Genomic DNA, 18,953 nt, shown 5'->3' with positions numbered 1-18,953 from the left:
TGTCGATGCGCCGCAACTGCTCGGCAGTCGACCGGACGGCCGCCCCGGCCGGTCCGCACCCTCCCGGCAGCCCCGGCTCCGGTCCGCCGCCGCGCAGTCCGGCGCCGAGGGCTGCGCGCCGGGAACCCGATCAGTCGTCGTCGGTGTGGTCGCGCTGTCCGCTGTGGACGATCTCGTACATCGCCGGCGTGGACCGGAAGTCCGCCCAGGCGGGGCCCGTGGCCAGCTTCCGGAAGCGTTCGTCGTGGCCGGCGCGGAGGTCGTCCGCCGATCGCCACTCGGCGAGGTTGACGAAGCGGTACCGGGCGTCCGGCATGAGCGAGCGTTGCAGCCGGTGGTTGACATAGCCCGGCCGAGTGACCATGTAGCCGTTGACCTCGGTCCACAGGCGGAGGAAGTCGTCGTCCCTGCCGACGGGAACCTCGAAACAGTTGACGAACTGCACCATCCCGAACACCTCTCTCGAGTTGCACAACTGTGCAATGACTGCACAAGTGTCACCTCGAGAGGGGCTGCTGTCAATCGCCGTGGGCCACGCCGCCGCGGGTCTTCGCACCGGACCGGGGGGGTGGGTCGGTGGCGTTCGTTGCCGCCGAGATCAGGGCCCGGACCGTCCACAGGACGGTCGCAACAGCGTCGTCCAGCGCCTGACCGCGGAGGTCCTGCAGGACGATCAGTGCCTCCCAGCCGACCACCGTGGTGAGGGCCGAGAGCAGGCGATCCCGCTGACGCTCGTCGAGCTCCTCGCGCAACGGCTCGAGAGCGGCCTCGATCCACTGGACCCGCCGGTAGCCCCGCACCGGACCCGACCGATCTGCGACCGGTGGCTGGTCCACCGTCAACCGCAGCAACGACCGTCCCAGTGCCAGGGTCCGTGCGGACTGGGCCACGACCTCCTCGATCATCGCCACCGTCCTGTCCGCAGGTCTTCCCTGCGAGCCGACAGCGGTGATCGCCTCGTCGACGGCGCCCTGACTGAGTGCACCGAGGGTTGCGTCGATCAGCAGGTGCTCCAGCGTCGGGAAGTGCATGTAGACCGTCCGCCGGGAGACCTCGGCCGCCTCCGCGACCTCGGCGACCGAAGGATCGCGGCCGGCCGCCAACAACGCGGTGGCCGCTTCCACGATGGCCGTTCTGGTGCGGCGCCGTTGTCGGTACCGACCGGCCTGCTGCTCCGCCTCGGACAGGTCCACCACTTCCCCAGTCGAACCGTCCGCCCTCCACGCGTGTCTCGCTGCGCCAACGTACCGCTGACCACCCGTTTCGTGGCATCGCACAGGGCGCGGCCCGGACCAGCCCTGCGGAACGGGCTGCCGGCGCACCCGGTGCACCGCCGCCTGCAGGAGCTACCGGCCGTCGGTGCGGCGCAGGCCGTCGACGAACACGGCGACCATCCGCTGCGCCCGCTCCGTGCCGCCGTCGGCGGCCGGCACGCAGAGATTGGCCACGGTGTGCAGGATGTCGCGCGCGTCGACGTCGTCCCTGGCCTGGCCGGCCTCGACCGCCGAGTGCAGCAGGCCCTCCAGGGCCGGGCCCAGGTGCGCATCGAAGTAGCCGGGCAGGGCACCGAACGCCGGGTCCCCGGAGTGCAACGCCGCGGCGAGACCGCGCTTGGCGGCGAGGAACTCGGTGTAGCGCAGCAGCCACCGGCCCAGCGCCTCACCCGGCTCGTGGGCGGCGGCCAGCACGGGGGCCGCGGCGGCGCAGGCGTCGACCTCGCGCCGGAACACCGCGGCGACGAGGTCGGAGCGTTGCGGGAAGTGCCGGTACAGGGTGGCCAGCCCGACGCCGGCCTCGCCGGCGATGGTCCGGATCGGCGCGTCCACGCCGGCCGTCGCGAACACCGTGGTGGCGGCGCGCACCAGGGCGTCGACGTTCCGCTGCGCGTCGGCCCGCGGACGGCGTCCCGCCTCCCCGGTCACGGGACCTCCTTGCGTAAACGGAACAACGATCCGTATGGTGGAGCGAGTCAACCGGATCGTCGATCCGCATCGCCACTGTAGCCCGCGGGCCGCCGTGCGCGCGGGTCGACGTGCCGCCACCACCCCACCCCAGGAGTCACCGTGCATTACCGCACCCTCGGCGCGACCGGCATCCGGGTCAGCCCCTTCGCCCTCGGCACCATGATGTTCGGCGCGCTGGGCAACCCGGATCACGACGACTGCATCCGGATGATCCACCGCGCGCTCGACGCCGGCGTCAACCTCGTCGACACGGCCGACATCTACGCCTCCGGCGAGTCGGAGGAGATCGTCGGCAAGGCCCTGCAGGGGCGGCGCGACGACGTCGTGCTCGCCACCAAGCTCGGCCTGCCGATGGGCGACGACCCCAACCGCCGGGGTGCCTCCCGCCGGTGGATCGTGGCCGAGGTCGAGCACTCGCTCCGCCGGCTCCGCACCGACCACATCGACCTCTACCAGGTCCACCGCCCCGATCCCGACACCGACGTCGAGGAGACGCTGTCCGCCCTCACCGATCTCGTCCGCGCAGGGAAGGTCCGTGCGATCGGCTCGTCCGCCCTCCCGGCCTCCGACATGGTGCACGCGCAGTGGGTGGCCGAACGGCGCGGGCTGGAGCGGTTCCGCACCGAGCAGCCGGCCTACTCCATCCTGGACCGGGGCATCGAGGCCGAGGTGCTGCCCGTCGCCCAGCGCCACGGCCTGGGTGTCCTCGTCTGGAGCCCGCTGGCCAAGGGGATGCTGACCGGCCGCATCCGCCGCGAGCAGCCGACCGACCTGCGGCGCGTCGAGCGCTTCACCAGCCTCCGGGACGAGAGCCGGTTGGCCGCGGTGGAGCGCCTGGTGGCGCTGGCCGACGAGGCGGGCCTGCGGATGACCCACCTGGCGATGGCGTTCGCGATCGCGCACCCCGGGGTGACCAGCGCGCTGATCGGCCCGCGCACCGGCGAGCAGCTCGACGACCTGCTGGCCGGGGCCGAGGTGACCCTCTCCGACGACGTGCTGGACCGCATCGACGCCGTCGTCGCGCCGGGCACGAACGTCGGTGCGCCGGACCAGGCGACCTACCTGCCGCCCGCGCTGCGCGACCCGGACCTCCGGCGCCGCCCGGCCGGCCGGCGGGCGGCGTCCGCGGCCTGACCGTGCGCCCGGCCGGCGGTCAGCGGTCGGCGAGCCAGGCCAGCTGGCGCCCGCGCCGCCAGCACCGGCCGACCGCCTCGCTGCGCAGCGTCGACCCGTCGGGCACCGTCACCCCGAGGATGCTGTGCCCGGAGGCGGGTCGGTCGCCGAACGTCGGCACCCCGGGCGCGACGCCCACGCCCTCGACCGACACCCACGCCAGGGGCCGGCGGTGCGCCTCGACCTCGAGGCGCCGCAGGAAGTCCCGGCGGCGCTCGGGCGTCCAGCGCGACAGCACCCAGGTCGTGGTCACCACCGGCAGCACGCCGGCGGGCACCCCCCCGACGGCCTCGGACAGCAGGTCCACCGGATCCCCGCGGACCAGTGACCGGGGCACGGCGGCCGCCAGCGCGATCTCCTGGTCGAGCCGGGCGGCCGCCCCGGCGGCGTCCGGCGGGACGCAGGCGCGCAGCCAGCGGCCGTCGTCGGGGTCGCCGACGTCCAGCGGATCCGGGTCGACACCCACGCGCGCCACCACCTCGGGGACCGGCCGGGACGGGACGCCGTGCCCGCCGACCACGGAGGCGGACCGCTGCACGGTCGACGCCGGGTCGCCGAGAACGGTGCCGTCGTCGTAGCGGACGCACACCCGGTCGACCACCAGGTTCAGTGCGGCCGGCCGCGCCACGTCGACCAGTCCGATCCGCGCGGCACCGGTGCGGTGGGCGGCCGCGGCGACGACCGGGTACAGCGCCGCCCAGCGCCCGGTCTCGTCGCCGCACGGCGCGCGCCGGGCCGCCGTCGCCAGCACCGCGCCGGAGTCCCGGAGCAGCACGGCGACCGCGGCGGCCGCCGCGGCCGGGCCGTCACCGGCGGCGTAGGCGGCGGCCAGGGCCGGAGCCCGGCCGGCCACGGCCAGGTCGTGCAGGGCCGCCAGCAGCGCTGCGGGCCGGCGGGCGCGCCCCGGCGCTGCGGCGAGCACCTGCAGCGCCGGGTCCGACCGGCTCACGGCCAGCGCGACGTGTCCGGACAGCGACGCCACGTCGCAGGTTTCGCCGAACCGGCGGTAGACCTCGGACGGCGTCGCCACCGGGCGACGGTAGCCCGGGACCCTCGCGCCCGTCCCCCCGGCCGGCCGGGACGGCGGACGGTGCGACAGACTCGGCGGGCACCCACGCACCGTCCGGAGGCACACCGTGACCACTCCCCTGCACCGACTGGCCGACGAGCTGAACACCCGCCTGTTGCGGGCCGACCCCTTCGGGGCGTCGGAGTTCGGACTCCAGGAGTACGACGCGCTGGTCCCCGACGCGTCCCCGGAGGGCGAGGCGGAGCTGCGGGCGGACCTGGGCCGGATCCGCGACCGGGTCGCCGAGCTGGCCGGGCCGGGCACGGACCTGTCGGCGGACGAGGCGACGCTGGCCGCGGCGATCGACGCCTTCGCCGGTGGCGCGCTGCTCGACCTGGACATCGCCGCCGTCGAGTACACGGTGACGCCGCACCCCTGGTCCGGCCCGGCCACCCTGGTGGCGATCGCGTCGCGGACCAAGCTCGCGGACGGCGACGCGGCCGAGGCCTACCTGTCCCGGCTGCGCGGCTCGGCAGGCTGGATCGACGCGGTCACCGGCCGGCTCCGGGCCGGCGCCGCCAACGGGCTCACCCCCGTCTCGACGCTCACCGCCAACGCCCTGACGTGGGTGGACGCCGTCCTCGCCGACCCGGCACCCCGCGCCCTGATCAGCCCGGAGCCGCCGGCCGGGTGGGACGGCGCGGACGGGTGGCGGGAGCGGCTCGTCGCCGTCGCGACCGACACCGTCCGGCCCGCCCTGGAGCGCTGGCGGGACGCCGTCCGGGACGAGCTGCTGCCGGTGGCCCGCGACGACGACCGGGCCGGCCTGGTGTGGTTGCCCGGCGGCGAGCAGCGGTACGCCGACGCGATCCGCCGGCACACCACGCTGCCGCTGGCCGCGCAGGAGATCCACGAGATCGGGCTGGAGGCGGTGGGCCGCCTCGAGGCGCGCGCCGTCGAGCTGGGGGCGCAGCTCGACCTGCCCGACCTCGACGCCGTGCACGCCGCCTTCCGGGCCGGCACCCTGACCGACGCCCAGGAGGCGCTGGGGCTGGTGCGGGCCGCCGTCCGCCGCGCCGAGGCGGTCGCCGACCGGGTCGTCGCGCCGCCGCTGCCGCCGCCGTGCGCGGTGGAGCCCATGCCGGAGCCGGTCGCGTCGAGCGGCACCGCGCCGCACTACACCCTGCCGCGCACCGACGGGACCCGGCCGGGCACGTACTGGTTCAACACCCTGCTGCCGACCATGGGCACCGGCTGGGATCTCGAGGCCGTGGCGTTCCACGAGGCCGTGCCCGGACACCACCTGCAGCTGGCCCGGGCCCAGGCGAACACCGCGCTGCCGGCCCTGCTCACCCAGAGCCTGGTGACGGTGCACGCGGAGGGCTGGGGGCTCTACACCGAGCGGCTGTCCGGCGAGCTCGGCCTGTACAGCGACGTGCGCCAGGAGATCGGCGCCGTGTTCGCCGAGCTGCACCGGGCCGCCCGGCTCGTCGTGGACACCGGGATCCACGCCCTGGGCTGGAGCCGGGAGCAGGCCCGCGGGTACCTGCTGGACCACATGCCCGCCCCCGAGCCGTTCCTGACGTCGGAGACCGACCGGTACATCGCCTGGCCCGGCCAGGCCCTCGCGTACATGACCGGCCAGCGCGAGATCCTGCGGCTGCGCGACGTCGCCCGTGACGCGCTCGGCGCCGGCTTCGACCTGCCGGGCTTCCACGGCGCGGTGCTGGACCACGGCTCGCTGCCGCTGCCGGCGCTGGGTGTCGTGGTGCGGCGGTGGGTCGACGAGCAGCGGCCGGCGGCGGGCTGACCGGGCGTCCGGGTCCGCTGCTGGTCACCGGCCGACGGGCGGTCAGTCCCGGACGACGCTGCCGCCCCGGACGGCGACGTACCGCTCCGGCCGGATGGTGATGACGACCCGGACGTCGGCGTCCTGGATCGGGTAGACGTTGCCGTACCGCTCCTGCAGCGACCGGTAGAACGCCGCGTCGGCGGTGTCGTCCTCGACGGACTCGACGACGCCGCGGACCTCGAGGAACCGGTACTGGTCCGCCGGGTCGGCCATCGACAGCGCCACCCGGGGCTCGTGCGCCAGGTTGGCGAACTTCTGCCGGTTCCTGGTGTGCGTCAGCCGGATGCGGGAGCCGTCCCAGTCGAACTACATGACGCTGCTCTGCGGCGACCCGTCCGGCCGGACGGTGGCCAGGCGAACACCGGACGCTCGAGCAGGTCGGCGTGGCTGGCGGGCAGGGCAGTGGACACGGCGTCCCCCTGAGGTGTCGGGCATGCGGCGGTCGGGCCCATCCTGCCGCGCCGCGGCGCGGGCCCGACGGGCGCCCCCGGTCGCGGCGGACTCCCGATCGCACCCGGTCCCGCGCAGACCGTCCGCGACCCCTGGACCGCCGGCTCAGCCGTGGGTGTGCGACCCGGCGTCGTCGTGCGCGTGCACGTAGCCGCCGCCGGGGTGGTCCTCATCGGCGTGGAAGTGCGGCGCCATCGGACCGGGGTCGACGGCGACGTGGCCGCCGGACCGGAACCCGGCCAGCACGCCGCGCAGCCAGCCGGTGAGCGCCTCGATCGACGGGCGGTCGGTGCGGGACAGGCCGATCACCGGGCGGCCGTCCCGGGCCGCCGAGGCGTCGGCGACCATCTGCTCGACGTCCACACCGACGTACGGGCCGAGGTCGGTCTTGTTCACCACCAGGAGGTCGGCGCGGCCGATGCCCGGACCGCCCTTGCGGGCGACGTCGCCGCCGCCCGCCACGTCCAGCACGAAGATCTGCGCGTCGACCAGCGCGGGAGAGAACGTGGCGGTGAGGTTGTCGCCTCCGGACTCCACGAGAACCATGTCCAGCGGCGCGAAGTCGGCCTCCAGGTCCTCGACGGCCAGGAGGTTGGCGGTCACGTCGTCCCGGATGGCGGTGTGCGGGCAGGCGCCGGTCTCGACGGCCCGGATCCGCTGCGGGTCGAGCACGCCGGCCGAGCGCAGGAAGCGGGCGTCCTCGTCGGTGTAGATGTCGTTGGTCACCACGCCCAGGGCGAGCTCGGCGGACAGCTCGCGGCACAGCAGCGCGATCAGCGACGACTTGCCGGTACCGACCGGGCCGGCGATGCCGAGCCGGAAGGCGCGCGTCGGGGCGGCGGTGGGGGTGGGCACGAGGTCCGTGGTCATCGGGCAGTCCTCCGGGGCTGGCCGGCCTGACGCCGGCGGGCGGACCGGGCGGGACCTCGGTGTTCCGGCCGGAGAGCTGCGAGCCTAACCCGGCCCCGTCCCGGGCAAATCCTGCCGGCCGGCGTCCGGCGGCGCCGGCGGTGAGAGGGGCGACCCGGCCGCGCGGCGGAACTCGCCGCGCCACCAGCCGGCGGCCGGCACGATCTCGGTGGCGGTGACGTCGCCGGAGGCGAACGCGGCCATCTCGTCCCGGGTCAGCGGCCACGGCGGACCGTCGAGTGCCCCGTCGCCGGCGGGATCCCCGGCCGGAGCGCGGTCGAGCCCGGCATGGACGGCCAGCAGGACGCCACCGGGCGCCAGCAGGCTGCGGACCGCCGCGGTCGCGGCCGCGCGGACCGACCGGGGCAGCGCCTGCACCGTGTAGATGTCGACGACCAGGTCGAAGGCGGCCGGCAGGTCGGCCGGGAGCGCCAAGAGGTCCGCCACCTGCCAGTCGACGCCCAGGCCGGCGAACCGCCGGCCGGCGAGTTCGACCGCGGTGGGCGAGATGTCGAACGACGTCGTCCGCCAGCCCTGGCGTGCCAGGTGGGCGGCGTCCGCACCGAGGCCGCACCCCACGACGACGGCCCGGGCGCCCGGGTGCGGCGGCGCGGCCGCCGGGGCCCAGGACGCCAGCACCGGGTGCGGGTCGCTGCGGTCCCACGGCATCGTCACCTCGCCGGCACGGGCGGAGGCCCACAGCGGCTCGAACCAGGCCGCCGGTGTCCCCGCCGCCACGGCGGGTCCGGCCAGCCGGTCCGCCTCGCGCTGCCACTCCCGGCGCGTCGTCACCGCGCCGAGCCTGCCACGGGCCCGGGGCGGCGGCCACCGGGGCGCGACGGGCTCGCGGAGCCCCGACCGGACGCGACCGGGGCGGTGCCGGGCCGCCGTCGAAACAGCCCGACACCGCCCCGGTCGACCGGCACGGGTGCTACCCGGTCACGGGACCGGGCCGGACCGGGGCACGGGCGGGAGCCCCGGGCGCCCGGCGGTGCCGGCGGCGTGCACCGCGGCCGACGCCAGCCCGGCGGCCGCCCTGCGCAGCTCGCCGGCCGCCCCGGACGCACCGGCAGGCATCAGCACCACCGGGCACGGCGAGGCGAACATGATGCGCGGAGCCAGCAGTCGCGCTCCCGGGACCGAGATCTTGGAAACGCGCGGCGCATCCAGCACCAGCATCTCGGCGCCGGTGGCCGCACGCAGCAGCACCGAGCGCGCCCCGCCGTGCATCGGACGGCAGCGCACGTCGGCGTCCGGACCGACCGCGGCGGCCACCAGGGCGGACAGCCGTTCCTGCGCCGCCTGCTCCGGGTCCGGCTCCTGCTCGGTCACCAGCATCGCCGGCGGCCGATTACCGGGAACGGACGGCGGCCGCGGTGGCCGCCACGCCATGACCGCCTCCACCTCGGCGCCGCGCCGCTCCGCCTCGCCGACAGCCCACCGCAGCGCCTCCGGGGAGCCACTGCGCGGCGAGATGGCCACCACGATGCGAGGCCGATCGCCGGAGGGCGCACCGGTGGTCACGCCCGACTCTGTTCCTGACGGAGGTCGCCTTCGGCGCGGCCTACCGCGGACAGCGGCGTGGCGATGTCCTCCAGGGATTGTCGCTCGGCATTGACCCCACAGAACCACGCCACCAGACCGCCGGTGATCATCAGTCCTGCGCCGATGATGTAGCCCCAGGTGAGTGGACCGCTGGGCGGGGCGGCGCCCGTCTCGGCGATCGCGTTGGGATCGCCGATCAGCTTGCCGAACAACCAGGGCGCGACCACCCCGCCGGCGCCCTGGGAGATGGCGAAGAAGTACGAGATCGCCTGCCCCCGCAGCTCCAGCGGGAAGATCTCGCTGACGGTCAGGTACGCCGAGGACGCACCGGCCGAAGCGAAGAAGAAGATGACGCACCACAGCACGGTCTGTGTTGTGGCGTTCAGGACGCCACCGTGGAACAGCAGTGCGGTGACGAACAGCAGCACACCGGATCCGCCGTAGGTCGCCAGGATCATCTTGCGCCGGCCGACGGTGTCGAACAGGTGCCCGAGCAGCAGCGGCCCGAGCAGGTTTCCGGCGGCGAACGGGAAGAAGTAGTACGGGATGCTGCCGGCGGGGATGCCGTAGAACGCCTTGAGCACCAGCGAATAGCTGAAGAAGATGGCGTTGTAGAGGAAGGCCTGCGTCACCATCATGGTGAAGCCGAGCACCGACCGTTTCGGGTAGGTGCCGAAGAAGATCCTGGTGAGCTGGCCGAACCCCAGTGGCGGGGTCTCCTTGAGCTCGATGGCCTTGGAGTCCGGGACCGGCTCCAGGTGCACGCCCTCGTGCGCGACGCGCGCCTCGATGTCGTCGACGGTCCGGGTGGCCTCCTCCGCTCGCCCGTGGGTGAGCAGCCACCGCGGGCTCTCCGGGATGGTGCGGCGCAGGTAGATGATGACCAGGCCGAGCACCGGCCCGATGAAGAAGCCGATCCGCCAACCCCAGTTCAGCGACACGTGGTTGGAGAACAGGTACAGACCGGCCAGGTCACCGAGAACCGCACCGCCCCAGTACGTACCGTTCACGGCGATGTCCACCCGGCCGCGGTAGTGCGCGGGGATGAGCTCGTCGATGGCCGAGTTGATCGCGGTGTACTCGCCGCCGATGCCGGTTCCGGCGACGAACCGGAACACCGCCAGGGACCAGAAGTCCCAGGACAGACCACCCAGGCCGCTGCCGACGAGGTAGATCGCCAGGGTCAGGATGAACAGCTTGCGCCGGCCGAGCCGGTCGGTGATCCGGCCGAACACCAGCGCGCCCACCACCTCGCCCGCGAGGTAGATCGACCCGAGCGCTCCGGCCTCGCCGGCGGTCAGGTGCATCGACCCCGCGGGGTTGGTCAGCGGCGCGCTGTTCAACGAGACGATCTGGATCTCGAGCCCGTCGAGGATCCACGAGACGCCCAGCCCGACGACCACCAGCCAGTGGAACCGGGTCCACGGCAACCGGTCCATGCGGGCCGGGACGGTGCTGCGCACCGTCATCGGCGCGGGAACGGCACTCACCGCGGCCTCCGGGCGGTCGCCGGCCGCCGGTCCGGCGACCGGCGGCCCGGCGGCGCGAGGACCGCGGATGAGGTGGTGCACGGGGATGAGATCGGGGACGGGACCCTTGACGACACGGTGCCTCCTTCGGCAACGCTGACGGGCCGGGCGGCCACCCGACCGCCTAGCGCGGTTCCCCACTCACACCGTTCACATCACTTTCACTCGTTATTTCTGCGAGGAATACATGGCGTGACCGTATGGCCCGCACCGGTGGCACTCCGTCGATGGTCGAACCGGTCCGCCGTCCGGTCGGGTCCCGACCGGAGGTCGGCCCGGCCGGTCGCGCTCCGTGGGGCTCAGTGCCCGGCCCGCGGGGCCGCGCGGTGCCGGCCACCCCGCTCGCCGCCGGGCGGGATGCCCGCCGGTGTTCTGCCGGGGGTCCGGTCCGGCGACGGCCCGGCCGGCCCGCCGCCGTCCGCCGGTCCGGCCCGGCGGCCGACCGGGGCGCGGCGCCGGCGCCACCACCAGATCCCCGCGGCGGCGACCACGAGCGCCGCGGCCACCGCCCACCAGAAGCGGCCGGACACCAGGTCCAGCACCCCCGGCGCGGGGACGGCGGCCAGCGCAGCGCCGGCGGCGACCAGGGCGGCGGCCGGCTTGGCCGTCCCGTCGGCGCGGAGCAGACCGCGCTGGCCGGTGGCCGGCGAGTCGGCGAGGGCGGCGACCGAGACCGACCCGACCCCGGCCTGGTGGGCGGCGAGCAGGTCGGACGCCAGGTCGTGCGCCTGCCGCGCCGGCGTGCGCGGCACCGGGCCCCACCCGCCGTCGGTCGCCGGACCGGGCAGCACCAGCAGCAGGGGCCGGTCGCCGATCCCGGCGCGGACCGTGGCCACCACCGCGGCGGCGTCGGCGCCGGGCGGCACGGCCACCGACACCGCGCCCACCACGGCCGCCAGCGACGGGTCCGCCGCGGTCGCCGGGTCGGCCCAGGTGACGGTGGAGACGGCGGCCGGGTCGGCGTCGCGCAGGGTCCCGGCCACGTGCACCGCGAACGCCCGCACCTCGGCCGGACCGGCGGTCGCCGACACCCGGTCGTCCGGCCGGTCGGCGAGATCCCAGAGCGCCGGCGGCCGCTGCGCCACGGCGGCGACCAGCGCCCGCAGCTGCGCGTCGGCGGCGGCCCAGGTCGCCGGGGACAGGTCGGTCAGCCCGTCGAACAGCACCAGCTCCACGGACAGGCCGCGGTCGGCGGCCAGCCCGAGCACGGTGCGCACGGCGTCGAGCGCGGCGGCGGGGGGCCGCCCGCCGCCGAGCCCGGCGAAGGGCAGCGGCACCCGGATCGCGGTCAGGCCGAGCGCCCGGGCCCGGTCCAACTCGGCCGCGCAGCCGGCCCGGTCCAGGTGCGCCCAGTCCGCGGGCCGGAACTCCGTCGCCGTGCCGTCCGCGAGCCGGGCCGCCGGCACCGGGGTCGCCCCGTCGACCGCCGGCGCACCGCCGCCGGCGACCGTGACCGTGCCGGCGTCGCCGTCCCGCCGCAGCTGCCGCACCCGCCAGTAGCCGTCCTCCAGCACCATGACCACGTCGTAGCTCTCCCGGCTGAGCAGCACGCCCGCGCCCGGCACCGACCGCACCACGTCCGCAGCCTCGTCGCGGAACGCGACCGTGGCGCCGTCCAGGGCGTAGAACTCCAGCCGCAGCCGGTGCCCGACGTCCCAGGTCGCGACCCCGGACCGGGGCAGCGCGAGCGCCGCCGCCCGTGCCGCACCGCTGAAGGTGTCCTGCAGGGCTTGCCCGTCGCCGGTGGTCTGGTAGTGGCCGACGGCCGCCCAGGCCCGCACGTAGGCAGCCGCGACGAGCGTCCGGGTCGCCGGCTCCGGCCGGCGGTCCCGCTGCCAGGCGTCCGGCGCCCAGTGGACGAGCAGGTCCGCGTCGGCCGGGACCGTGTCCACCTCGTGCAGCGCCGACGCGGTACTGGCGCCCGTCGACAGCCGCAGCACCAGCTGTGCGGCGCCGACGACGGCGGCCAGCGCGACGACGACGCCGAGCAGGACCAGCACCTGGGCGACGAGACGCTTGGCCGTGCTGCGGCGGATCACCGGAGCACCTCGCGCTCCGTGGCGCCGAGCACCGCGACCGACACCTCGACGGGGCCGGTCACGGCCGCGCCCGGCACCGTCACCCGGACGGACCCGGACAGCAGCCGGCCCGGCGCCGTCCAGCGGCGGCCGGCCGCCGCCACGGTGACCGAGACCGGCGTGCCGTCGGCGGCCAGCGCCCCGCCGCTGACCGCCACCGGACCGACGTCCACGACGGCGTCCGCTCCCGACCGCGAGGACCGCACCGGGAACGCGGTCACGGCGGCGGCGAAGGAGAGCCGCAGCGGGGCGGCGGCGGTCACCCCGCGGCTGTACCCGGTGACCTCGATCGTCCGGGCCGATCCCGGCGCCTGCAGCCACAGCCGCGCGACACCGGCGACGGTCTCGCCGGCCGCCCGGGACGGGCCGCCCGGCCCGCCCCACTCCAGGGTGACCAGGGTGCCGTCCGGTTCCACGTTGCCCCGGGCGTCCCGCAGCACCGAGGTCTGCACGGCCAGCAGCGACCGCCCGTCGGCCACGGCGTGCGACGCCGCCGCCGGCTCCACCGGCGCCACGGTGAACGGCAGCGGGACACCGGCAACCTCCGCGAGGCCGACCTCCGGCCCGCTGGTGCCGCCGACCGACGCCCAGACGGCGCCCTGGCCGGCCCGCGTCCCGGCGCGCAGGTCCTGCCACGCGAGCAGGTGGGTGACCGCGGTCGTTGCGGTGGTCACCGCGCCGTCCGGGCCGCGTCGCCCGACGGTCACCGGCGTCCCGTCGGCGACGGCGTTCCCCCAGCGGTCGGTGGGGATGGTGACCACCATGGCGGTGTCCGCCCCGTCGGCGACGATCGACCGGGCGCCCACCACCGACTGCACCGGCCCGGCGACGGTGCCGGGGCGGACGGCGAGCTCGCCACGACCCACCGCACCGGACGCGACGGCGACCAGGCCGGCCGTGCCGGCACTGCGGGTCACCGCCGCGGGCAGCCGGAACGTGGCCGCCGGACCGGCTGCGACGGTGCCGGACGTGGTGCCGGACGTGGTGCCGGACGTGGTGCCGGACGTGGTGCCGGTGAGCACCACCGCGCCGACCGAGGTGAGCACGGTCAGCGTGACGGTACTGCCGGCCGGCGCCCCGGTGACCACGACCGTGGCGGGGTCCCCGGCGGTGACGGCGGCCGCGGCGACGTCCAGCCGCGGGTCGCTCGCCCTCGCGTCGGACGGACCCGGGCCCGGCGGCGACGCGGCCGCGGCCGCGGCGGCCAGGGGGCAGCCGGCGGGTAGCACCAGGGCCGCCACCAGCGCGACCGCCGTCCGCCGGCGGGTCACCCGTGGCCGGCTCCGGCGCGGCCGGCCGGTCACTGGGTGGCTCCCCGGGCGAAGGTCGTCGCGGTGACGCTGACGCCGGCGAAGCCAGTCCCGACCGGCAGCGTCAGCATCGGCGGCAGCAGCCGGCTGGGCGGGGTGTGCGACGGCCCCGCGTACCCCGCGGTGGCCACTCCCGACGGCTGCAGCCCCGTGGCGGCGGCGAGCGGTACGGAGAAGGCGACGTCGGACTGCGGGGCCACGCTGGTGGCCAGGTAGGCATGGTCGACCCAGGCCAGCCCGCCGTCGGCGCCGGTGTAGGAGAGCAGCAGGTGCGGCACGGACGCCTCGGTCGTGGTGTCGTTGCGCAGCACGCCGGCCAGCGCGGGTGCGCCGTCGGGACCGGTGGCGACGTGCAGGCCGAGCACCTGCAGACCCCGCGTGGTGGCTGCCGTGGTGACCACCGCCCGGGCGTAGACGTCGACGGACGCCACCGTCGCGCCCGGCGCCAGCACGAGCGGCGTGATGGTCTGCGGGTCGAATTCCACGGGGCCGTGCACGCTCTTTGCGGCGGCGGCCGGGGCGGGGGCCGGCCCCACCGACGCACCGTTGCCCGTGCCGGTAGCCATGCCGGTAGCCATGCCGGTATCGGCGGTGCCGGCGCCGTCGCCGCCGGTGCCCGTCCCGCCCGTGCCCGTGCCGCCGGTGCCGCCGCCCGTGGTGGCGGTCTTGACGCCGCCGTCGGCCTCGGTGCCGTAGTCGCCGGTGCCGGCGATGCTCTGGAACTCGATCCGGAACGGGCTGCTCTCCCCCGGCATCAGCTTGTGCACCAGCACCTGGGCGGCGTCCCAGGACGCCAGCAGCGTGCCGGCCGGGTTCCGCAGCTGGGCCTCCACGGTGACGTCGGCCGGGTCGACGTCGGCGTTGGCCACCTCGCCGATCACCACCCACCGGCCGTCCACCCGCAGCGACCGCACATCGCGGAGCACCAGTTCGGGACGGTCCAGCACGTCCACCGGCGCGGTCGCCGCCGCCACCCCGCCGGCCCCGGTCGCACCCGTCCCGCCGGCCCCGGTGACCCCGGTGCCGTCGGTGGTGGCGCCGTTGGTGGTCCGCCGGCCCTGCGACCGGAAGTCCACCCCCGGCCGGCTGTAGAACTCGTCCGGCGACACGGACGGGTCGGCAGCGGGCAGGTCGACGTACCAGCGGCCCTCGCGCTCGACCAGGGCGACGTCGGTGACCACCCGGTACGACTCGAGCGAGGTCAGGTAGTCCAGCGTCGCGGTGACCACGGCCCGCCCCGGCGACGCCGAGCGCAGCACCACCGAGTCGTCGGACAGCTTGGCGAACGACGCCACCAGCCCGCCGTCCCGGCCGAGGTCGAGCTGGTACGCCTCGAACGCCGGGCGGGTCTGCGGGTCCAGCAACGCCCACGCGTCGGCGAACCGGCGGAAGTCCAGGTGGTCGTAGTAGGCCTCGACGACCGCCGTGGGCGTCGGCGCGGACGGCCGGAGCACCAGCACGCCGGCCGTGCCGGCACCGGCGACGAGCACCACCGCGACGGCGACGGCCTGCCGCCGGCGACGGCCGGGCGGCACCGGTCGCCGCGCCCGGTCGCGGACCCGGCGGGCCACGGGCCGCCAGGGCAGCCACCGGGCAGCGGCATCCGACTCGCCGAGGGCGGTGCCGGTGGCCCCGGCCGCCGCCGCACCAGGGACCGGGTCGGGACGGTCGACGCTCGGACCGCCGGACCCGCCGGGCCGGGCACCGGTCACGGCACCCGGCGCCGCGCCGACGTCGTCCGGTGCCGTGTGGCCGGCGTCCGGTGCGGTGCCGCCGGCGTCCGGTGCCGTGCCACCCGCGTTCACAGCCGTACCACCGGCGAGCCGCTCCGCGGCCGGCAGCCGGTCGGCCGCCCGGCGCAGCCGGCGGTCCACGCGGGCGGCGACCCGCCGGAACGGCACCGCGGCCCAGCGGGCGGGCCGGCCCAGCACGGCCAGCCGGCCCAGCCGGCCCGGCGCACCGACGGCCCACCACGCCAGCACCAGCAGGGCCAGCAGGATCGAGGCCGGCGGCACCGTGCCCCACAGCAGCCGCTCCCACAGCGGACCCTCCCGGTCCACCGCGGACACCGGCAGCGGCGCCACGTCGGCCCGCTCCCACACCTCGATCCCGTTCTCCAGCGGCCCCAGGTCGGTCCAGCCGCTCGCGTCCAGCAGCGGCGCGTAGAAGGCGTCGTTGGAGAAGACGTACTTCAGGTTGTAGCGCTCCGGGACGGCCAGGAACTGCTGCAGGCTGCCGATGCCGGGTACCCCGGAGTACTTGGCACCCTCCAGCCGTTCCACCGGCCGGCTGGTCAGCTCGGGCAGCTGCCGCGCCGAGTGGTAGTCGCCGTCGACCGTCTGTGCCGTGGTGTTCGCCCCGAGCCAGGCCATCTGGTCGCCGAAGCCCAGCGTCAGGTAGCGCCAGTCGTCGTGCTGGTCCTTGGCCAGGAACGCGGTGATCGGGGTGACGTCGATGGCCGCCGGCTGGAACGGCCGGTAGTGGGTCAGATTCGCGGCGAACAGCGTGGTGACCAGGTGCGCCACCAGCAGCAGCACCGGCAGCACCCCGGCCATCGTCCGGCCCACCTGCCGGACCAACCAGTGCCGCAGGGTGCCGCGGACCAGGCTGTCGACGAACCGGCCGGCCAGCGGCAGCACGCAGATCGTGGCCCAGAAGGTGAACCGGTCGAGGGTGAGGATGTTGTAGGCGCCGGCCAGCAGCATCTTGGGCAGCGGCGTGGTGCCGCCGGTGCCCAGGAACGCCAGCCCGGCCAGCGACAGCGCCAGCGGCCAGGCACGCGAGGCGAACCCGCGGACCAGCGCGTACGGCAGCACGAGCAGCGTCGTCCCCCACGGGATCAGCCAGAAGACCAGGCCGGCGTTGAGGTTGACCAGGAAGTTGTCCCGGCTGGCGTGCGGGATGGTCACCTGGGTGATCGGGTCGCTGCGCGAGTACAGCCAGTACGGCAGCACGACCACCAGCAGGGCGGTCACCACCAGCCCGCCGTACCCGCAGGCGCGGCGCAGCGAGGGCAGCACCCGGCGCAACCGGCGGGCGGTCAGCGGCCAGAGCAGCCGCCGCGGGACCCGCCCGAGGTGGCCGTCCGGCTCGTCGACCCGCGGCGTGCGCAGCGCGCCGACCAGCGCGGCGACCAGCACCGGCCCCAGGAAGAAGACGGCGCCGAACAGGGTGGTGACGTGGTGGCACGCGGTGGTGGCCATCGTGCAGACCACGCCCGCCACCAGGGCCCTGCGGTCGCCGATGCGGACCCACCGGTCGGCGAACGGCAGGCTCTGCAGCAGGAAGCCCAGCGACAGCGTCGTCGGCAGCTGCCCGAAGACGTGCACCGTCTCGGCGATCGACGAGCTCACCGCCAGCAGCACCGCGGCCCAGCCCGCCGCCGCCCGGTCCACCCACACCGCCGACCAGCGGTACACCCCGACGGTAAGGTTGACCAGCGCGAACAGCTGCACGACGACGAACGCCGGCCGCAACCCGATCAGCTCGCTGACGGCGGCGATCGCCTGGTGGCCGCCGGGCGGGTAGCTGAAGACCGAGAACCCGGTGTACCAGCGGTCGTCCCAGCTGGAGAACCAGTTCCGGCGGTAGTGGTCGGCGAAGAAGATGTGGACGTAGGCGTCGTAGGTCCGCTGGTAGCTGCCGGCCAGCAGCAGCGCCCCGTGGAACAGGACGACGAGCAGCAGCGCCAGCCACAGCAGCCGGTGCCGGGCGATCCAGCCGGGGCGGTCGGGGTCCGCCGGGTCGCGACGCCCGCGGTGGGCGGGACCTCGGCGGCTCGCGGGCTCCGTGGGGGACGGGGCGCCCGGGTCCGTCCCGCGCGGGACGGTGTCAGGTGCGGTTCCGGCCTCGGCGCCCGCGGGGCCGTCGCTTCCCGCGATGTCGTCGGTGCCGTCGGTGTCGTCGGTGGTGAGGAGGCTCCGGCCGCCCTCCGTGCCGCGGGGTTCACCGGACTCCGCCGGGCCGTGCGGCGCCTCGGGGCTGCGTCGCCGGCGGCGGATCCAGCGCTCGATCCAGTGCCGGGTCCAGCGGTGGCCCGGATGGCGCCGTGCAGGCTCGGCCGCCGGGTCCCCCGTCCCGTCGGGACGGGCGCGATCCGCCGGCGTGCCGGGCTCCGCGGGCGTCCCGGGCTCCGCCCGCTGCGGGGCGGCGGTGCTCACCGCGCCACCGGGACCGCGAGCTCGACCTCCAGCCGCCGGTGGTCGCTGCCCGGGCTCGTCCGCTCCCGGATCGACAGCACCGTCACCGGGTCGTTCACCAGCACGTGGTCCAGCCGCATGAGCGGCGGCACCGGCCCGGACCACTCCGGCCAGGTCGCGCCGAGGCCGGTGCCCGACTCGGCGAAGGCGTCCCGGAACCCGGCGGCGAGCAGCCGCTGCATCGGGCGGTGGTCGAGCGTGGCGTTGAAGTCCCCGGCCAGCACCAGCGGCCGGCCCGCTGGCAGCGGCAACCGGGCGAGCCGGTCGAACTGCGCGGACCACCGCGCGGCCGCCTCGTGGCTCAGCGGGGCCTGGGCGTGCACGTCGACGACGTGCACCGGCCCGGCCGGCGTCCGGATGTCCGCCTGGGTCATCGGGAACCCGGCGACGTCGAAGGCCCCGCCGGACAGCACCGGCCACCGGGACAGGATCGCCGAGCCGTGGAAGCCCGGCAGCGGGTCGGTGACCCGGTACGGCAGGGCCTGCCAGAGCGGGGTGCCGGCCAGCCGGTCGAGGATCTGCGGCGTCACCTCCTGCAGCAGCAGCACGTCCGGGCGGGCGGCCAGCAGGTCGTCGGCCAGCGCGGGGACGGAGGGGTTGTCCAGCAGCACGTTCGCGGTGACCAGCCGGACCTGCACCGTCCCGGCCGGTGCCGGCCGGTCGCCGTGCCAGCCGACCGCCGCGAGCGTCCAGCCGGCGTGCGCGACGCACAGCGCCCCGGCGACCGCGGCCAGCGCGCGACGCCGGCCGACCAGCGCCGCGACGGCCAGCGGGTAGGCGGGCAGCAGCGACCAGATCACCGTGCCCTGCAGGCCGATCAGCACCGGCTCGCTCTGCGACCGCCAGAGCCGGGCGCCGGCGGCGACGGACATCCCGGCGGCCGCCAGCCATCCGGCGGCGACGGCCACCCGGCGCGCGACGGCACCACGTCCGGC

15 protein-coding genes are annotated in these 18,953 nt (G+C 76.2%); 2 read left to right on the top strand and 13 right to left on the bottom strand.

Annotated elements, in window-relative coordinates; all coding sequences use genetic code 11:
* Positions 1–130: 130 nt before the first annotated feature.
* The 3 genes from IEY37_RS15440 to IEY37_RS15430 form a co-directional block, all read right to left on the bottom strand.
* Positions 131–448, bottom strand: a complete 318-nt coding sequence (locus IEY37_RS15440) for an antibiotic biosynthesis monooxygenase family protein (RefSeq protein ID WP_188943099.1) — start codon at positions 446–448, stop codon at positions 131–133.
* A gap of 70 nt (positions 449–518) precedes the next feature.
* The gene (locus tag IEY37_RS15435) at positions 519–1,196 is read right to left on the bottom strand and encodes a TetR family transcriptional regulator (RefSeq protein ID WP_188943097.1); all 678 of its coding nucleotides are present in this window, start codon (positions 1,194–1,196) and stop codon (positions 519–521) included.
* A gap of 150 nt (positions 1,197–1,346) precedes the next feature.
* Positions 1,347–1,922, bottom strand: a complete 576-nt coding sequence (locus tag IEY37_RS15430; protein ID WP_229674489.1) for a TetR/AcrR family transcriptional regulator — start codon at positions 1,920–1,922, stop codon at positions 1,347–1,349.
* Positions 1,923–2,063: 141 nt separating this feature from the next.
* Here IEY37_RS15430 and IEY37_RS15425 point away from each other — a divergent pair, with 141 nt between their 5' ends.
* Positions 2,064–3,098 carry an aldo/keto reductase gene (locus IEY37_RS15425; protein ID WP_188943093.1) on the top strand — a complete coding sequence of 345 codons (1,035 nt, stop codon included), beginning with the start codon at positions 2,064–2,066 and terminating at the stop codon, positions 3,096–3,098.
* Positions 3,099–3,117: 19 nt separating this feature from the next.
* On the opposite strand, the gene IEY37_RS15420 is transcribed toward IEY37_RS15425, so the two are convergent.
* Positions 3,118–4,167 (bottom strand): DUF2332 domain-containing protein, encoded by a 1,050-nt coding sequence (locus IEY37_RS15420; protein ID WP_188943091.1) that lies wholly within the window; start codon positions 4,165–4,167, stop codon positions 3,118–3,120.
* Between the two features lie 106 nt (positions 4,168–4,273).
* On the opposite strand from IEY37_RS15420, the gene IEY37_RS15415 reads away from it, so the two are divergent.
* Entirely contained in the window at positions 4,274–5,956 is a 1,683-nt protein-coding gene (locus IEY37_RS15415; protein WP_188943089.1) for a DUF885 domain-containing protein, read from the top strand.
* A 42-nt stretch (positions 5,957–5,998) separates the two neighbouring features.
* On the opposite strand, the gene IEY37_RS22210 is transcribed toward IEY37_RS15415, so the two are convergent.
* The 9 genes from IEY37_RS22210 to IEY37_RS15370 all read right to left on the bottom strand — a co-directional run bounded on the left by IEY37_RS22210 (position 5,999) and on the right by IEY37_RS15370 (position 18,926).
* A complete protein-coding gene (locus tag IEY37_RS22210; protein ID WP_373298366.1) occupies positions 5,999–6,241 on the bottom strand; it encodes a pyridoxamine 5'-phosphate oxidase family protein in 243 nt (80 codons plus the stop codon).
* A gap of 312 nt (positions 6,242–6,553) precedes the next feature.
* Positions 6,554–7,318, bottom strand: a complete 765-nt coding sequence (gene ureG, locus IEY37_RS15405) for an urease accessory protein UreG (RefSeq protein ID WP_188943087.1) — start codon at positions 7,316–7,318, stop codon at positions 6,554–6,556.
* A gap of 84 nt (positions 7,319–7,402) precedes the next feature.
* The gene (locus IEY37_RS15400) at positions 7,403–8,149 is read right to left on the bottom strand and encodes a class I SAM-dependent methyltransferase (RefSeq protein WP_229674487.1); all 747 of its coding nucleotides are present in this window, start codon (positions 8,147–8,149) and stop codon (positions 7,403–7,405) included.
* Positions 8,150–8,296: 147 nt separating this feature from the next.
* Positions 8,297–8,881: a universal stress protein gene (locus IEY37_RS15395; RefSeq protein ID WP_188943085.1), complete on the bottom strand. Its 585-nt coding sequence runs from the start codon at positions 8,879–8,881 to the stop codon at positions 8,297–8,299.
* Positions 8,878–10,371 carry an MFS transporter gene (locus tag IEY37_RS15390; protein WP_373298365.1) on the bottom strand — a complete coding sequence of 498 codons (1,494 nt, stop codon included), beginning with the start codon at positions 10,369–10,371 and terminating at the stop codon, positions 8,878–8,880. Before IEY37_RS15390 ends, IEY37_RS15395 begins: the two co-directional genes overlap by 4 nt.
* Before the next feature lie 359 nt (positions 10,372–10,730).
* Positions 10,731–12,470: a hypothetical protein gene (locus IEY37_RS15385; RefSeq protein ID WP_188943083.1), complete on the bottom strand. Its 1,740-nt coding sequence runs from the start codon at positions 12,468–12,470 to the stop codon at positions 10,731–10,733.
* On the bottom strand, positions 12,467–13,780 hold the full coding sequence (locus tag IEY37_RS15380; protein ID WP_188943081.1) for a hypothetical protein: 1,314 nt from the start codon (positions 13,778–13,780) through the stop codon (positions 12,467–12,469). The genes IEY37_RS15385 and IEY37_RS15380 overlap by 4 nt, the downstream gene beginning before the upstream one ends.
* A 29-nt stretch (positions 13,781–13,809) precedes the next feature.
* A complete protein-coding gene (locus IEY37_RS15375; RefSeq protein ID WP_188943079.1) occupies positions 13,810–17,979 on the bottom strand; it encodes a hypothetical protein in 4,170 nt (1,389 codons plus the stop codon).
* Positions 17,976–18,926: an endonuclease/exonuclease/phosphatase family protein gene (locus tag IEY37_RS15370; RefSeq protein WP_188943077.1), complete on the bottom strand. Its 951-nt coding sequence runs from the start codon at positions 18,924–18,926 to the stop codon at positions 17,976–17,978. The genes IEY37_RS15375 and IEY37_RS15370 overlap by 4 nt, the downstream gene beginning before the upstream one ends.
* Positions 18,927–18,953: the final 27 nt, after the last annotated feature.

Source organism: Nakamurella endophytica, assembly GCF_014646215.1.
Classification (GTDB): Bacteria; Actinomycetota; Actinomycetes; order Mycobacteriales; family Nakamurellaceae; genus Nakamurella; species Nakamurella endophytica.
Note: the sequence above shows the minus strand (reverse complement) of the source record. Positions and strands in the feature narration are given on the sequence as shown.

What these genes read in the sequence shown, in the direction of transcription:
- IEY37_RS15440 (WP_188943099.1), bottom strand. Translation starts at nt 448, where the DNA reads ATGGTGCAGTTCGTCAACTGTTTCGAGGTTCCCGTCGGCAGGGACGAC.
- ureG (WP_188943087.1), bottom strand. Translation starts at nt 7,318, where the DNA reads ATGACCACGGACCTCGTGCCCACCCCCACCGCCGCCCCGACGCGCGCC.
- IEY37_RS15390 (WP_373298365.1), bottom strand. Translation starts at nt 10,371, where the DNA reads ATGACGGTGCGCAGCACCGTCCCGGCCCGCATGGACCGGTTGCCGTGG.